The organism is Streptomyces sp. NPDC048639 (assembly GCF_043199075.1).
In the GTDB taxonomy this organism is placed as follows: Bacteria; Actinomycetota; Actinomycetes; order Streptomycetales; family Streptomycetaceae; genus Streptomyces.
Genome location: NZ_JBICVP010000007.1, coordinates 290,465 through 306,602 on the forward strand (window position 1 = coordinate 290,465; position 16,138 = coordinate 306,602).

Annotated in this window: 13 protein-coding genes; 7 read left to right on the forward strand and 6 right to left on the reverse strand. The window is 72.1% G+C overall.

All coding sequences use genetic code 11. From position 1 onward, the window contains the following. Positions 1 to 14: 14 nt before the first annotated feature. The gene (locus ACGFNH_RS21225; RefSeq protein ID WP_393655907.1) at positions 15 to 1,427 is read right to left on the reverse strand and encodes a helix-turn-helix domain-containing protein; all 1,413 of its coding nucleotides are present in this window, start codon (positions 1,425 to 1,427) and stop codon (positions 15 to 17) included. A 137-nt stretch (positions 1,428 to 1,564) separates the two neighbouring features. Continuing rightward, a complete protein-coding gene (locus ACGFNH_RS21230; protein ID WP_393656158.1) occupies positions 1,565 to 3,718 on the reverse strand; it encodes a GTP-binding protein in 2,154 nt (717 codons plus the stop codon). Positions 3,719 to 4,118: 400 nt separating this feature from the next. Here ACGFNH_RS21230 and ACGFNH_RS21235 point away from each other — a divergent pair, with 400 nt between their 5' ends. After that, positions 4,119 to 4,484, forward strand: coding sequence for a hypothetical protein (locus ACGFNH_RS21235; RefSeq protein WP_393655909.1), 366 nt, complete (start codon positions 4,119 to 4,121; stop codon positions 4,482 to 4,484). A gap of 217 nt (positions 4,485 to 4,701) precedes the next feature. Here the strand turns inward: ACGFNH_RS21235 and ACGFNH_RS21240 are convergent, their stop codons facing one another. Then, positions 4,702 to 5,190, reverse strand: coding sequence for a MarR family winged helix-turn-helix transcriptional regulator (locus ACGFNH_RS21240; protein ID WP_393655911.1), 489 nt, complete (start codon positions 5,188 to 5,190; stop codon positions 4,702 to 4,704). A 71-nt stretch (positions 5,191 to 5,261) separates the two neighbouring features. Beyond that, positions 5,262 to 5,663: a VOC family protein gene (locus ACGFNH_RS21245; protein ID WP_393655913.1), complete on the reverse strand. Its 402-nt coding sequence runs from the start codon at positions 5,661 to 5,663 to the stop codon at positions 5,262 to 5,264. Between the two features lie 155 nt (positions 5,664 to 5,818). Between ACGFNH_RS21245 and ACGFNH_RS21250 the strand changes: the two genes are divergently transcribed. Next, entirely contained in the window at positions 5,819 to 6,592 is a 774-nt protein-coding gene (locus tag ACGFNH_RS21250) for a response regulator (RefSeq protein ID WP_393655915.1), read from the forward strand. A gap of 112 nt (positions 6,593 to 6,704) precedes the next feature. Beyond that, positions 6,705 to 8,018 (forward strand): sensor histidine kinase, encoded by a 1,314-nt coding sequence (locus ACGFNH_RS21255; protein ID WP_393655917.1) that lies wholly within the window; start codon positions 6,705 to 6,707, stop codon positions 8,016 to 8,018. Between the two features lie 208 nt (positions 8,019 to 8,226). Here ACGFNH_RS21255 and ACGFNH_RS21260 read toward each other — a convergent pair whose 3' ends face one another. Next, entirely contained in the window at positions 8,227 to 9,300 is a 1,074-nt protein-coding gene (locus tag ACGFNH_RS21260) for an MBL fold metallo-hydrolase (RefSeq protein ID WP_393655918.1), read from the reverse strand. 321 nt (positions 9,301 to 9,621) lie between these two features. Between ACGFNH_RS21260 and ACGFNH_RS21265 the strand changes: the two genes are divergently transcribed. Beyond that, positions 9,622 to 10,995 carry a cryptochrome/photolyase family protein gene (locus tag ACGFNH_RS21265; protein ID WP_393655920.1) on the forward strand — a complete coding sequence of 458 codons (1,374 nt, stop codon included), beginning with the start codon at positions 9,622 to 9,624 and terminating at the stop codon, positions 10,993 to 10,995. A gap of 159 nt (positions 10,996 to 11,154) precedes the next feature. Then, positions 11,155 to 12,048 carry an RNA polymerase sigma factor SigF gene (locus ACGFNH_RS21270; RefSeq protein WP_393655922.1) on the forward strand — a complete coding sequence of 298 codons (894 nt, stop codon included), beginning with the start codon at positions 11,155 to 11,157 and terminating at the stop codon, positions 12,046 to 12,048. 358 nt (positions 12,049 to 12,406) lie between these two features. On the opposite strand, the gene ACGFNH_RS21275 is transcribed toward ACGFNH_RS21270, so the two are convergent. Beyond that, positions 12,407 to 13,843, reverse strand: coding sequence for a diacylglycerol/lipid kinase family protein (locus ACGFNH_RS21275; RefSeq protein ID WP_393655924.1), 1,437 nt, complete (start codon positions 13,841 to 13,843; stop codon positions 12,407 to 12,409). Between the two features lie 999 nt (positions 13,844 to 14,842). Between ACGFNH_RS21275 and ACGFNH_RS21280 the strand changes: the two genes are divergently transcribed. After that, entirely contained in the window at positions 14,843 to 15,544 is a 702-nt protein-coding gene (locus tag ACGFNH_RS21280; RefSeq protein ID WP_393655926.1) for a VanZ family protein, read from the forward strand. 120 nt (positions 15,545 to 15,664) lie between these two features. Beyond that, positions 15,665 to 16,117 carry an ATP-binding protein gene (locus tag ACGFNH_RS21285; protein WP_393655928.1) on the forward strand — a complete coding sequence of 151 codons (453 nt, stop codon included), beginning with the start codon at positions 15,665 to 15,667 and terminating at the stop codon, positions 16,115 to 16,117. Positions 16,118 to 16,138: the final 21 nt, after the last annotated feature.

Here is a 16,138-nt window from a genome sequence, read left to right on the forward strand (position 1 = left end):
CCGGGCGGGGCGGCTCAGAGCTCTCCCAGCGCCGTCATCGCCAGCCACAGTTCGTACTTGGCGCTCGGCGCGTGCAGCAGCGAGCGGCCCAGGCTCTCTTCGACCCGGTTCAGCCGCTTGCGGGCGCCGGGCAGCGAGATACCGAGGCCGGCCGCCGTCGCGGGGAGTCTGGCGTCGGCGCGCAGCCAGGCCCGTACGGTGTCGGTGGCCGGGCCGAGCGGGGCGAGCTGGGCGTGGGCCCACGCCTGGGCAGCCGGGGCGTCCAGGAGCGCCCGCAGGTCGGCCTGATGGCCCGAGCCCAGGGGGTGCGCCGCGCGCAGGCGCAGGGCGAGCCAGGCCGCCGACTGGTCGGCCAGGCTGCCGGTGAGGTCGAGCCCCAGCAGCTCTTTGATCAGCCGCATGCGGGCGGCGAGCGTATTGCGGTGGATCTTGAGATGGCGGCCGGCCGCGGTGCCGAAGGCCAGCCAGGAGCCGAGCGTTCCGAGCAGCTCCTCCGCTCCGGGGTCGGCACGCCGTACGGGCTCGTACGCCAGAGCGGGGCCCAGCAACTGCGCGGCCCAGGCGGCCCCTTCGGGCCCGAGCAGCGGCGCGAGGCTGATGTGGCGGCTGAACCGGGCCCGCCCGCCGGGCGCCGTTCGCGCCACCGCCAGCGCATGGAACGCCTGCTCGTAGCCGAGCGCGGTCTCCCGCAGCGCGACCTCGTCGCTCACGCCGATCCGGCACTCGGGCACCTGCTGGACGATGGTCTGCTCCCACGGTCCGGCGGCGGCCGGGACGAGCGCGATGAGGTGGTCGAGGCGGACCGGGCACGGGACGATCCATGCCCGGCCGTCGCCGAGCCGGCCGAGCCGCTCGGCGATCACCTGCCGCCGCCGCTCCGGGCACTCCACGACGTAGACCCGGGTGGGGCTGGGGAGTTGGGGGCCCATCGCGCCCGCGATCCGGTGGGCGGCGGCCACGCTGCCGATCATCAGCAGGTGCAGGACGGCCTCCCTGCTGTACGCCTCCGTCGACTCCATCCGGCGCCATGCCCGTTCGGCCTCCTCGAGCTGCCAGCAGAGCCCGAGGATGCGGGCGGCGTCGGCGAGCAGGGTGCCGTGCCGGTGGCTGTCGCCGCTGTCGAGCGTCAGATACGGCTCGTGGCCCAGCGCCACGACGTGCACGGTGCGCGACCCTCTGCCCGGGACCACCGCCGAGGAGACACCGCGCTGGTGCAACTCCGTGACGGCAGCGCCGACTTCGGACCGCGGCCGGGCGGGCGACGATGCGAGGACGGCCCCGTCGCCCGTCACCAGCGCCACGGCGCCCCCGGTACGCCGGGCCAGCCACCGCAGGACGGCCTGCACCGCGCCCGGCCCGCCCGCATGCTGCATGAGCGCGAGGACGTCCTCGGCGCGCGCTGTGGGAAGCGGAGACTCCCTGGTCACCACGCCGATCCCCGCTGTGCGCCTCTCATGAGGAAACCGTAGTCCTCTCGTCCGCATCAGCGGAATGCCGTTTCCGTGGGTGGTCCCGTGGAGCGGCAGGGCCCGGCCGCTCCACGGTGCCGCGTGCCGTACGGCGGCTACCCCGTCACCCGCCGTACGACGCGGAGCAGATAGCCCTTGCGGTCGAGCGGATCGTGATCCCACCGCTCCCGGGCCGGAACCGGGCCGCTGACCGGCCGGTGACGGTCGAAGGCGCACTCCGCCTCGCCCTCGCCGCGCGTGAGCCCCGGCAGCCGTTGCTCCAGCGCGTGCACGGAGGCCGCCGGAACCTCGCCCTCCAGCACGTACGAGGTTCCGCGGACGACCGGCGCGTAGGGAACGGCTCCCAGCCGCCCCAGCGCGGGAAGCACCGACCCGAACGTGTCCGCGGGGATCTCCAGACGGAAGCGGTGCACCGGCTCGTACACCGTGGTGCCCGCGCGGGACAGCGCGCTCATCAGCACCAGCGGCGTCAGCCGGCGGAAGTCCCCGGCGGTGCTCGACATGCTCTTGTCGAAGACGGCGTGGGCGTGGCTCTGCCGGGGCGCATAGCCGGAATGCGTCATGGTGACGCGGCAGTCGGTGACCTGCCATCCGTGCAGCCCCTGGTGCAGGGTCTCGTGGACCGTTTCCTCGACCGCCCGGAAGAACGCGTAGGGCATCGCCCCGAGTTCGACCCCCAGCCGGAATTCCACACCGGACCCGGCCGGCGCCGGTTCGACACGCAGCCCGACAGTCGCGAGGAACGGATTGACCTCCTTGTCCTTGTCCATGAATTCCACGGCTTCGCCGGTGCCGTCCGGGAGTTCGAGACAGATCGTGGTCGTCGCGCGGAAGGTGACGCCGATCCCGAATTCGTCCGCCAGCGTTGCCTGGATGACCTCCTTCTGCACCTCGCCGTAGAGCGAGAGGGAGATTTCCCGCCGGATGTCGTTCTGACGGAGATTGATCAGCGGGTCCTGCTCGGCGAGTTGGGTGAGCGCCGCGTGCAACGCACCGCGGTCGGACGGGCGGCAGGGCGCGACGACGGTTTCCAGGGTGGGCGGCGCGAAGTGCCGCTGCTGCGCCGACGGCGGGGGTGCGGTGCCGATGGTGTCGCCGACCCGGATGCCGTGCAGCCCCCAGAGCTTGCCGATCCGGCCGGCGGAGACGGGCGCGGTCCGCACGTCCGGACCGCGCTCGAAGAGGCCGACAGCGGTGACTTTGCCTTCGCCGCCCGCCCGTTCGGCGCCGTTGCCTGCCCCGGTACGAGGAGTGTCACCGGCCTCCGCGCGAGGGCTGTCGTCGGTGGCGTCGGTGTGGGTCCCGGCCCCGGAGTGCGTCCCGGCACCGGCGTCGGGGGCGGCACCGGCGTCGGGCGCGGCCGGGGAAGCGCCGATCCGCAGGCGGTCCCGCATCCGCACCGTCCCCGAGAACATCCGTACGTACGCGATCTTCTCGCCGGCCGGGCCCCGTTCGACCTTGAAGACCGTGCCGGACACCGGCCCTTCGGCATCGCCCCCGGCCGCCGGAAGCAACTCCCGGATGCCGGCGGTCAGCGCGTCCACACCCGCACCCGTGATCGCCGACCCGAAGAACACCGGATGCACCCGGGCCCGCCGCGTCTGCGCCGCGAGCTCCGCCCGTAGCCGCTCGTACGAGATCCCGGCCTCGTCGTCGACATAGGCGGCGAGCAGCGCGTCGTCGTGACCGGCGAGCACATCGAGCAGCGCGGACCTGAAGTCCGCGTCGGCGGCACCGTACGGGCGCACTGCGGCCCCACGCGTGCCGAGCCCCGTGACCGCGCCCATCGGGACCATCGCCGGCGCCAGCCTCTCGGACATGGCCCGGACCAGACGACCGGCCTGCGCGCCGCGGCGATCGGTCTTGTTGACGAAGACGAGCGTGGGAATGCGCAGCCGTCGCAGGGTCCGCATCAGCACGCGGGTCTGCGGCTGAACCCCTTCCACGGCGGAGACGACGAGGACGGCGCCGTCGAGGACGCTCAGGACCCGCTCCACCTCGGCGATGAAATCCGGGTGGCCGGGGGTGTCGATCAGATTGACGGTGACATCGTCGACGGCGAAGGACACGACCGCGGATTTGATCGTGATCCCGCGCTGCCGTTCGAGCGACAGGGAATCGGTCTGGGTACTGCCGTCATCGACGCGGCCGATCTCGTCGATGACTCCGGCCGCGTGCAGCAGCCGCTCGGTCAGGCTGGTCTTACCGGCGTCGACATGCGCCAGAATTCCGAGGTTGAGTGAGCGCACCAAGCGTCATGTCCTTCGAGGAAGAGGGGAATTCCTTCGGGGTGGACATGGGTGCGGTCACGGTGACCATCTCCTCGGTCGTTCGGTCGTCGTGGGGCAGTGCAGCAGACCGCCCGAGGGGACGACAACCGAATTTCGGCGGCGGACTGCCGTGGGGCCGGCTTTCGGATCACCCGTGCGGTTCGGCTTTCGGGGCCGGCTTGCCGTTCGCCTTTCGGTTCGGCCGGCCGTTCGCCCTGCCGGTTCGGCTTGTCGTTCGCCCGTCGGTTCGGCTCGGCTCGGCTCGACTTTCGGCCCGGACGTCTGGCCGATCGGCCGATGACGGTCGGCGGGCACGGCCGGGACAGTGGGGTCCCACGGCCGCGCACCCGCACCGCCGCACACCGGAAGGAGCCCGCCCATGAGCACTGCCGCGAAGATCGGTCTGGGTTTCCTCGGCCTGATCATGGCCTGGTTCCTGATCGGCCCCACCGCGGTCGTCCTGATCCAAGCGTGGACGATGCCGGAGATGAGTCCGCAGGAGTTCGACGAGGCGCGCCTCGGCCAGGAACGCTCCGATGCGCAGCGCCGGGTGCGCGAGAGCGACGACGACGCGGCGAAGGCCGTCGAGGGCCGGGAACCCTCCCGCCCGGACGGCTCGGAGTGCACGTACCGGTTCTCCGTCGCGCCGCAGCCCGGCGACGGCAGGCTGGTCTACAGGTTCTGCTTCCAGGACGGCGAGCTGGTGCAGAAGAAGCAGGTCAGGACCGCTTCCGGGGATGCGTAGGAACGTCGGCGCCCTGGCAGCCCGGGGAGCCGTGGATGCCGCGGATGCCGCGGCACCGCGAGGCGTACGGCTTCAGGCGTCGCCGTCCCGGCGGTGCCGGTTCAGCCGCCCAGGGTCCCTGCGGCGCCGGTTCAGCCGCCCGACGTTCCGGCGGTACCGGCCAGTCGCCCAGGTCCCGGCGGTGCCGGTTCAGTCGCCCGACGTTCCGGCGTGCCGGTCAGTCGCCCGGCGTCTCGGCGGTGGCGTCGGCGGGGGTCCGCAGTCGGTCCACCACACCCGCCGCGATGTCGGCGAGGCAGTTGAGCTGGTCGCGCGTGAGCGAGTCGATCAGGATGCGGCGCACACGGGCGACATGCAGCGGGGCCGCCATGCGGATGGCCTTCAGCCCTTCCGGCGTGATGATCGCGAAGGCGCCGCGCGCGTCGGTCGGGCACTCCTCCCGGCGCACCAGCCCGCGCACCTCCATGCGGCGGATCTGGTGCGACAGCCGGCTCTTCTCGTAGTGGGCCTCGGCCGCCAGATCCTGCATGCGCAGCCGGTGCCCCTCGGCCTCGGACAGCGGTACGAGCACCCGGTAGTCGGACATCGAGAGGTCGGCGTCCTGCTTCAATCCGCGATTGACCTCGGTCTCGAGGAGCTGGCTCATGGCGACGTACCCGCGCCATGCGCGGTTCTCCAGGTCGTCCAGCCATCGGGGATCGTTCATGCCCCGAGGATATCCACCGGTCCGCCCCCGCTCCCGGCGGGAGCGGGGGGACGCCGGTCCGTGCGCGCGGATCAGCCGGCGACCTCGCTGATCTCGAAGAGATACCCGTCGGGGTCGCGGAAGAAGGCCCGCACCTCGTAACCCCGGTCCACCGGGGGCGTCAGGAACTCCGCTCCGCGCCCGCGCAGCGTCTCGTACGCCTGCCGGCAGTCGGGTACGCGGAAGATCAGCTCCGAGGCGACCCGTCCCGGGTCGGCGGGCGGCTCGAAGGTCACTCCGGGCTTGTCGTCGGTCGGCCCGCCCCCGGTCACGAGCAGCAGCCAGGTGCCGAGGAGGGTCAGCACACAGGAGTCCCCGCCGTACGCGCGGTACAGGTCGGCCCCGAGCACGTTCTCGTACCACGCGCGTGATCGGTCCATGTCGGAGACGACAAGGAGACGGGTGATCTCCACACCTTCGTTCGGGAACGTCACCGCAAGACCCTTCTCAGTCGTCGTGCCTGTTCGGTAACACTGTCGGCAACACAGCATCCCCAGCATAGTTGACGTGACAACCATGGGCGACCGGAACGCCGTCATCCACGCCCACGCCGCCACGCCCCCGACCCCGACCCCGGAGAGTGCCACCCGTGCCGCCCACCGACGCCCCCGCGATCCGCGTCCTCGTCGCCGACGACGAGCATCTGGTGCGCGCCGGCATTCGCCTCGTCCTGTCCAACGCAGTCGACATCGAGATCGTCGCCGAGGCGGCGGACGGCAGGGAGGCGGTGGAGCTGGCCCGAAGGCACCACGTGGACGTCGCCCTGCTCGACATCAGGATGCCGCGCCTGGACGGTCTCGCCGCCGCCGAGCAGATCGCCGCCGCCGTCCCCCGTACGGCAGTCCTGATGCTCACCACGTTCAGCGACGGCGAGAACGTCTCCCGCGCCCTGCGCGCCGGTGCGGCCGGATTCCTGCTCAAGGACACCCCGCCGACCGAGCTCATCCAGGGCGTGCGCGCCGCGGCCGAGGGCAACGCGATCGTCTCCCCGCAGATCACCCGGCGTCTCCTCGACCAGTACCTGGAGGGCGAGACGGCGCGAACGCAGGCGTGCGAGCGGACCTCCGCGCTGACGGACCGCGAGCGCGCCGTGCTCGCCAGGGTCGGCACCGGGCTGTCCAACGGGGAGATCGCCCAGGAGCTGGTGGTGAGCGAGGGGACGGTCAAGGCGTACGTGAGCCGGATCCTCGCGAAGCTCGGCTGCGAGAACCGCGTGCAGGCGGCCCTCCTCGCCCGCGACGCCGGCATCCGGCCGGAGGGCCGGGACGTACGGCCACCGGAGGGCGATGACGTCCCGACTCCCCGGCGTCAGGACGTACGCGAGCGGGAGCACCAGGACGTACGGGAGCCGGGACCCCCATGACGATCGGCCCTCCCACCCCTGACGATCGGCCGGAGCACCACCGACCATCGGCGGATTCGCCCCCGCCCCCGCGCGGCTAGGTTCGGCGGCATTCACCGGGAGGAGACAACGCATGCGACCGATACGACGGGCCGGGCCGAAGGACGGAACAGCGGCCGCGCTGCGCCGGGCCGGACGGCGCCTCGCGGCCACGCCCCGCAGGACCGTGGCAGGCGAGATCGCGCTCGTTCTCGCCGTCTGCCTTCCCACGTTCCTCATGTATCCGTTCTTCGGCGGCGGGTCGAGGCTGGATGCCACGCTGTGGACGCTGGCCACCGCCGTGGTGATTCCGCTGCGCCGGTGGGCGCCCTCGGTCGCCCTGCTCGCGACGGTGCCCCTCTTCACATTCGAGGCCTCCGGCCTCGCCGCGGTGCTCGTCGCCTTCGACGCCCCGCGCCGCATCAGCTCCGGCCGGAGCGGGACCGGACCGATCCCGCTGCCCGGCCTGATCGCGTTGATCCCCGTGGTGACCGTGCCGGCCACGCTGCTGTACCTGACGGCGCCGGGCGGCATCGGCGGCTTCGGCCTCGCCCAACTCGGCGCCGCCGCCCTGTTCACCGCGCTGTTCCTGGTCTCCTGCGCGCTGACCGGTGCGTTCGTGGGACAGCGGCAGCGGCTGATGCTGGCGATGCGCGAGCGCACCGCCCATCTGGAGCGGGCGAACCGGCTGGCCGACTCCCAGGCACGCCTGCAGGAACGCGCCAGGATCGCCGAGGAGATGCACGACATCCTCGGCCATCAGCTCACGCTCATCTCGCTGTACGCGGGCGGCCTGGAGCTCGCGGTCGCGGGCAAGGCGCCGGAGATGAGCAAGGAGGCCGAGCTGCTGCGGTCCACGGCCCGGAACGCGCTGGAGGAACTCCGCGACATCCTCGGCGTGCTGAGGGCGGATACCGGTCCTTACGAGATGGGGGGCGACGTCGGCACACGGGCTGACATCGAGGAACTCGTCGATGCCTCGCGGCAGGGCGGGATCGACGTGGAGCTGGACTGGCGCGGCCACGACCTCACCGACGCCGAGCTCCGCGTCCGTTGCGCACTGCACCGGGTCGTCCGCGAGGCGCTCACGAACGTGCACAAGCACGCGGCGTCCACCCCGGTCAGGGTCCTTGTGGACGTGGAGGAGGAGTCGGTGAGCGCGGCGGTCCGCAACGGCCCGGAGCCGGAGACCGCAACCGTGCGGCGCCTGCCCGGGACCGGGAGCGGTCTGGTGGGCCTGGAGGAGCGCGTCGGGCTGCTGGGCGGAGGCTTCGCCGCGGGACCCGAACCGGGCGGCGGTTTCTCCGTCGTCGCCGAACTCCCGTCGCGTTCCCGGGCGTTGGACAGCGCCGCCGCGGACGCACCGGCGACCACACCCGCGGCGCCAGGGGCCACGGCTCGCGGCTGACCCGGCCCGGCTTCCCGACCGTCACCGCGAGGTCGACGGTCGGGAAGCCGTGCGGCGGGAAGCCCCGCGCCCCGTTGACTGACGGGAGTCCGGGCCGGCGGGAGTCCGCGCGCCCTGCTGACGGACGAGAGGCCGGGCCGGTGGGAATCGGGGTCCCGCGCCGGTGGGAGTCCGGGCCCCCGCCCGGCGCCCTACGCCCCGTGCCGCCTCACGGCCGTACGCCGAACGGCCCCAGCACGCCGTAGTCGATCCGCAGGGCCTCGAACATCGCGAACGCGTTGTCGTAGGTGAAGACGTCGGCCGCCCCCAGCCGCCCCGTCCACTGCGGCACCACCCGGTCGGTGGCGTGCTGGGTGACGGCGTCGATGTACGTCTTGAAGACCGCCCACGGGTTGTCCGGGTACTGGGCGAAGATCGGCGCCGGGTCCACCGCCTCGATGGCCCGCCGTGCGCTCCCCTCGAGGTCGCGCATGTACTGCCGCTGGATCTCCACGTCGTGACGGGTGCCCAGCCGCGTGAGGTGCCCGCCCACGTACGTCGTGAAGGGGAACTCCAGTGCCTGGTCGTGGGCGTCGATCCAGGCGGGGATGTCCGTGGACATCGCGAGGTTCTTGAACGGGACCCAGCCGGGGAAGACGACGTCGACGAGCATCAGTACACGCTGCCGGGGTGCGTGGATGAAGATGTTGTCGGGGCTGTGGTTGGGGCCCTTGTAGGACAGCTCGAGGGTCTGGTCGCCGACCTGGAGCCGGTAGGAGTCGGAGAAGACCCGGGTGGGCAGCGGCCGGTTGGAGTCGGGGACCTCGCGCAGCAGGCGGCGGGTCCGCTCGTGCGCGATGCGCACGGCGTTGCGGGGGTAGATGCCGGCGGCGCCGATGTGGTCGGCGTGGTGGTGCGAGTAGACGATGTGCGTGATCGGCTCGGAGGTCACCTCGGCTATCGCGCGCAGGATGTTGTGGCCGAGCGTCGGCGGCGCGTCGACGACCACGACGCCCTCGCCGGTGACGAGGAAGATCATCTGGTACGTGCCGTCGGTGATCCAGTACAGCCGGTCCCGGATCTCCTGGACCACATACCCCTTCTCCGGGATCTCGGGCCCGCGGGCGGACGGCGGGACGGGCGCGTACGCGGTCTCGCTCGCCGCGGCCGTCGCGGGACGGGCGAACTGGTCGAGCAGGACGCCCGCGGCGGGCACCGAGGCGGCGAGGGCCGAGTACTTGAGGATCGACCGCCGGTTCGGGGGCAGACCGTCGGGCTCGGGCTGATGGTTGGTCGTCGGCATGGTTCTGTCTCCCTCGACGTGCGCACCGGTTGGGGGTCATGTGCGCGGGCCGGACCGTGAGCGATGACGGCCATGGCGGCCCGCACGTCGTCAATTAGATGACGTATCAACTAAGCCGCGGCCAACCTAGACTCCTCCCGTTGACGTGTCAATCATGTGGCGACTTGTCCCCCGCGAGGGCGGTACTGCCGCCCGGTTCCCGGCCTCGCGTGGCCGGCGGCGACAGGATGGACGGCGCGGTCCCGGCCGGGCACCGGACGCCGCACCCATGACCGTTGTGACCATTGCTACCGCTGCGACCGCCCCGCCAGGAGACGCGCCATGACAGTGTCGGTCGTCCTCTTCACCTCCGACCTGCGACTGCACGACCATCCGCCCCTGCGCGCGGCCCTGTTGTCCGCGGACACCGTGGTGCCGCTGTTCGTCCGGGACGACGGGATCGCGGCCGCCGGCTTCGACGCACCGAACCGCAGGGCCTTCCTCGCGGACTGCCTGGCGGACCTCGACACGGGACTGCGCGACCGCGGCGGCCGGCTCGTCGTACGCTCCGGCGACGTCGTCGACCAGGTCGGCAAGGTCGCCGCGGAGACCGGAGCCCGGGACGTGCACATCGCGGCCGGGGTCAGCGGCTACGCCCAGCGGCGCGAAGTACGGCTGCGGGACGCATTGGAGTCGGAGGGGCGGCTGCTGCACGTCCACGACGCGGTGATCACGGCGCTCGCCCCGGGCTCGGTGACCCCGGCGGACTCGGACCATTTCGCCGTGTTCACCCCGTACTTCCGGCGCTGGTCGCAGGAACTACTGCGCGATCCGCTCGGGGCGCCGCGCGCCGTACGCGTGCCGGACGGCATCCGATCCGACCCCGTACCCTCCCGTGCGGAGGTTTCCGGGACCTCGGCGGCACTGGCCGGCGGAGGGGAGACAGAGGGCCGCCGCCGCCTCGCCGCCTGGAAGCGCTCGAACCTGGCGCACTACGAGGACCGGCACGACGACCTGGCCGCCGACGCGACCTCACGGCTCTCCCCCCATCTGCACTTCGGCACCCTGTCGCCCGCCGAAGTCGTCCACCGGGCACGGAAGGACGGCGGCCCGGGCGCCGAGGCGTTCGTACGCCAGATCTGCTGGCGCGACTTCCACCACCAGGTCCTGGCCGCCCGCCCCGCCGCGTCCCGCGCCGACTACCGCACGCGCCACGACCGCTGGAGGTCCGGGCGGCAGGCCGAGAAGGAGACCGCGGCATGGAAGGAGGGCCGGACCGGCTACCCCATGGTCGACGCGGCGATGCGGCAACTGCGCCACGAGGGCTGGATGCACAACCGCGGACGCCTGCTGGTCGCGAGCTTCCTCACCAAGACGCTGTACGTGGACTGGCGGGTCGGCGCCCGCCACTTCCTGGATCTGCTGGTCGACGGAGACGTCGCCAACAATCAGCTCAACTGGCAGTGGGCGGCCGGGACGGGCACGGACACACGCCCCAACCGGGTCCTCAATCCGGTCGTCCAGGGCAAGCGCTTCGACCCCGACGGGACGTACGTACGCCGCTGGGTGCCCGAGTTGGAGGGAATCCCGGGGAAGGCGGTGCACGAACCGTGGAAGCGGTCCGACCCGGAGCGCGCCTGCTCCGGCTACCCCGAGCCCCTGATCGACCTCGCGGACGGCCTCGCCCGCTTCAGGCGGGCGCGCGGACGGGACTGAACAGAAGGGGACATACCGACCGAGGAGTGGCGCGAAGTGGTCAGGATTCGAGACGACCCCCTGAAATCTTGATGCAAAACCAGGACATAACGCCCATTGAGTAGACTGGCATGTGTTCCATGTGAGAGACCGGGTAGGCGCCCTGCGTCCACTCGACATATGGAGGACGACGTGAACACCACGACATCCGCAGTTCCATCCGACCTGACAGCGGGGAAGCCTGCGCGAGCGAGTGGCGCTGAAGAGACCGGCCTGCCCCTGATCGAGAACCCGTTGAGCGTTGAGCCCAAGGATGCGCGCTCCCTCACCAGGATCTTCCTCGACCGGCTGGCGGTACTCGAAGAAGGCACGCACGAGCACCAATACGCACGTAACACCCTTATCGAGCTGAACCTGTCCCTCGTCCGGTACGCGGCCCGGAGGTTCCGCAACCGGTCCGAGGACATGGAGGACATCGTTCAGGTCGGCACCATCGGCCTCATCAAGGCGATCGACCGGTTCGACCTGACGCGGGAAGTCGAGTTCACCACCTTCGCCGTCCCCTACATCGTCGGCGAGATCAAGCGTTTCTTCCGCGACACGAGCTGGTCGGTCCACGTGCCGCGGCGCCTGCAGGAGCTGCGCATCGACCTGGCGAAGGCCAATGAGAAGTTGTTCCAGCGCCTGAACCGCGCTCCCACGACGACGGAGCTCGCCGAGCACCTGGATCTGAGCGAGGACGAGGTCATCGACGGACTGATGGCCAGCAACGGCTACACGGCCGCATCGCTGGACGCGCCGCTCGACGAGGACAGCGACCAGGCGGGCGGGTCGGTCGCCGACCGCATGGGCGAAATCGACCCGGCCCTGGAGACGGTGGAGAATCTGCACGCGCTCAAGCCGCTGCTGGAGGAGCTCGGCGCGCGGGACCGCAGAATCCTGCAGATGCGCTTCGGCGCGAGCATGACGCAGTCCGAGATCGGTGCCGAACTGGGCGTTTCCCAGATGCACGTCTCCCGCCTGCTGGCCCGGGCCATGGACAAGCTGCGACGGGGTCTGCTCACCGAGCAGTGATCCGGCGAAAGCCCACGGCGTCCCGCGGCGGCCACGACGAACGATGTCGTGGCCGCCGTTCTTCGTCCGCGCCATTCCACGGCGTGGGAGGTACGGCGTCGGCGAGTCGAGGCGTGGGACCGGACCGGCGAGTCGAGCGCGGTCCCAACGATGAGTTGAGCACGGCACGACGGGGGCCCGACCGCCATACCTGGGCTCGTATACCTGCGCCCGAACCTGGGCCCGTACCTGCGCTGCCGGTGCTCCACCCCGCCCGAGGCCGAAGAGCCTGGGCCGGGCCCGAAGAGCCCGGCCCGGCCCGAAGCCCTGGGCCGGGCCCGAGGGCACCGGCTCCTACGCCTGAGGCAGGTCACCGGACCTATGCCTGAGGCCGCCCCGCCGCGGGAAGTCCCAGCACTTCGTCGTGCTCCGTCACCGGCCGGTACACCGTCAGGGCCCGCACCGACTTCCCCAGCACCAGACTGTCCACCGGCCCCTGCGAGACCTCACCGTCGTACGCGAAGTGCGGCGCCGCGGACAGGCCGTCCAGCCGCAGCCGGCGCATCTGCGTGGCGACCAGGACGCGGGAGCTGTGCAGGGTTCCCGTGAGCATCGCCACCAGCAGCCGGGTCCGGGCGAACGGCGTACTGCCGTCCACCGCGCGGATGTCGAGCAGCCCGTCGTCCAGGTGGGGGCGGTAGGTGGGCGCGAACCCGGCCGGGTGGTACACCCCGTTGCCCGCGAACAGCAGCCACAGCCGGCGCGGCTCGCCGTTGACGGCCACATCGATCGGGCCGGTCCTGGCGAGGACCCGCGTCAGCCCGATGGCAAGCGCCGGCCACTTGCCGATCCGGTCCTCCAGCTTCTCCCGGGCCCGTACGAGTTCGGGATAGACCCCGATGCTGAAGGTGTTCAGGAAGACCTGCTCCTCCGCACCGTCCGGCGAGGACGCGCGGGCGAGGTCGACCGAGACCGCGGCCCCTTCCCCGACCGCGTTGGCGACCTCCTCCAGCGACTCGACGCCGAGGTCCGCGGCGAAGTGGTTGAACGTCCCTCCAGGGAAGGCCGCGAGCGGCACTCCGTGGCGTACGGCCGCCCCTGCCGCGGCGTTGAGGGTGCCGTCGCCGCCGCACACCCCGAGTGCCCCGCCGCAACCGGCCGCCCGGCTCGCGGCCTTGTCCAGGAGCGCACCCAGGTCGTCCCCGGGTTCCAGCTCCGTGATCTCGGCCTCCGGCAGCAGGGAGCGCAGCCGTTCGGTCGGCGCGGCCGAGTCGCCCGTACCCAGGGCGACCCCCGACCCGGGGTTGACCACCACGAAGAGTCCGGCCCCGGCGGGGAGGGCCGGGGCCGGCAGGCGCGGCGGTACCGCACCCGCGGGCTTCTCCGGCTTGAGCGGCCACCAGTGGCAGGTCAGCGCCGCGGCGAACCCGCCGATGGCCAGCCCGGCGAGGACGTCACCGAGGCCGCTCGCGCCCGCGCGCAGCCGCGAGGCGGCGATGGCCGCACCCACCGGCGCGGCCCCGAGGCCGTAGCGCGGCGCCTCCAGCGCGGCGCCGACGGCGAACGCGGCGGCCGACGCCGAACGGCCGAAGGGGACCGCGGACGCCCCGTGGCGTCCACTGGAGGGGCGGGTGATCGTCCGCGTGATCGCCGTGGCAATGGCCAGGGACCCGACTCCGCGCAGCGCCGCCCTGCGGGCCGTACGCCCGCCTATGGCGCCGATCGCCGCGGCGGCGCCGGCCCACATCAGGCCCTCGCCCGCACCACCGCCCCAGGAGGGCAACGAGCGGAACTTGCCCATCCGGCGCTGCCGCAACGGCGTTCTCCGCGGGGTGATCCACCCTCCAGGACTGCGTCCGGGGACCTCTCGCCAACGTCTCATGCGGGTCCGCCTACCCCCGTTCCGGCGTTTGAGCATCGGAGCGGGCGGGCCGGCGGGGGGCTCGGGGTGCGGCCGTCGTCCGGTTGCGCGGCAGAGCCGGCCACGGTGTCTCGCCCGGGTCGCCGATCGAGCGGGTTCCAGGGGCTCGTTGTCGAAACACTTGACCGGAGGCAAGCAATCCCACAACGGGTAACGGAGAAGCCGCAGGGCCCCCGAGCGCGGCTGCGGGAACCCGCGGTGTCACCGGCGCTTGCGGGAACCCGCGGTGTCACCGGCGCTTGCCGCGGACGCGGACCCCGGCCCCAGCTCCTGCTGCCCGGTGCTCGTTCCCTGTGCCGCAGACGCGATACGAGAGCGGTGCGACGCTGCGTTCGGGGCGCGGTGGGGCGGTCTGCCTGGTGGGGGCGACGGTCGTTGCCCGGGCGGCGGCGCGGTGGTGGGTGATTGAGCATCGGCGCGGGCGGCGGCATGGCTGGGGCGGGTGTCCGGGATGCGGCCGTTGTGAGGTTGCGCGACAGACCGACCATGGCGCCCAGCCAGGGTCGTCAGTTGAGCCGCCCCTGGGGTCCCCCTGCAGAAACACTTGACCGGAGGCAAGCAGTTCCACAACGAGTACCCGGGCAGGCGCAGGGCCCAAGCGCGCCTGCCGGAACCCCGTCGTGTCACCGGCCCTGCCACGGACACGAACCTCAACCACGCCCCCTGCCACCCCGATGCCCGCTCTTTGCGCCGCAGGCGCGAAACAAGAACGAAGGCCGCAGGGCGGCGGAATTCGGGCCGGGCACGCAGGAACCCCACCGTGTCACCGGTTTCCCTCGGCGGCAGGCGTGTGCCCGTCGGCTCGGGGCAAGCGCAGCGCCAGGCGACCGGCTCAGCGGTCGCACGAACTTGTGGGGTGACATCACAATGCCGCGCACCGGCATTCTCGGCACGATGACATGGAAGGGCCCCGGCACCGCCGGCAAGAACCCACAACGCTCGGGAACGGCCAGGAACAAGGCCCGAGGCAAGCGCGGGAACACGGCCAGGAAGGCCATCTCCGGGGCCGCGAAGAGGGCCAGGAGCGTGGGCTCGGCCACGAAGACCCGCCGTTCCGGCGCGGCGAAGAAGTCGGGCGGCACCGCCGGCAAGCGGTCGACGGCGACACAGCAGCGATCCTGGACAACCGCGCTGTGGCGCACTCTGGCGATGGTCGTCGCGTTCGTCGCGATGGTCGCCTTCGCCGTGGTTCTCGCCCGCCTGACGCTCGCCCCCTCGTCCGCATCCGCGTCTCTGGTGCACAGCAACCTGCACCCCGGCGACTCCATCCGCGCCTACCTGGACCAGCCCGCGCTGCGCGACGCGTTCAAGCAGATCGGGGGCAACATCCTGCTCGGCGTGCCGTTCGGGCTGCTGCTGCCGGTGCTGGTCCCCAAGGCACGGGGCCTCGTACGCGTCGGCGTCGTCACCGTCGCGGTGATGACGATGGTCGAGCTCGTCCAGGGTGCGATCGTCGAGGGCCGCGCCTTCGACATCGACGACGTCATCCTCAACCTCTCGGGCGCTCTGCTGGGATATCTGATCGCCGGCCGCCGCGCCGGCCGTGCGCTCCATCCGCGGCGGCACCACTGGTGGCAGCGGAAGCGCCAGGCCTAGGTGCTGTTCGACGGGCCGTGGCCGTACGCTCCCCAACCGCCCTCCCGCGCCTCCCGCGCCTCGGGTCTGCTTAGCCCCGGTGCGGCCGGGGCAGGTGGGACAACAGGAGGTATCCATCTCATGGAAGTAGTCCTGGATTCCCGGAAGGGAGACATCTCGCAGGCGCGAGAGGTCACGGCCCTCTACGTGGCCCGGTCCTGTCCATGGGCGGATCCGGACGATGTGGTGCTGGTGGTCTCGGAGCTCGTCACCAACGCCGTCAGGCACACCACCGGTTGGTGGCGCCTCCAGATCCGCCAGATGCGCGGGCGCCGCCACGGGCTCGTCGTCGATGTGGACGACGCCAGCGGTGAGGAGCCGACCGTCCGCGCGCCCGACATAACCGGCGCCGGAGGCCACGGATGGCACATCGTCCGCCGCCTCACCACGGGCGTGGAGGTCGTACCGCGGCCGTACGGGAAGACCGTACGCGTGACATGGGCCTCGCTCTCCCGCAACGACAACCGTCGTACGACGCACCGCACGCGCCGTACCTCGCCCGGCATGCTCGGGACCGGCCCGAGCTGCGCCTGAGCGCGCCCCGTCACCAGCCGC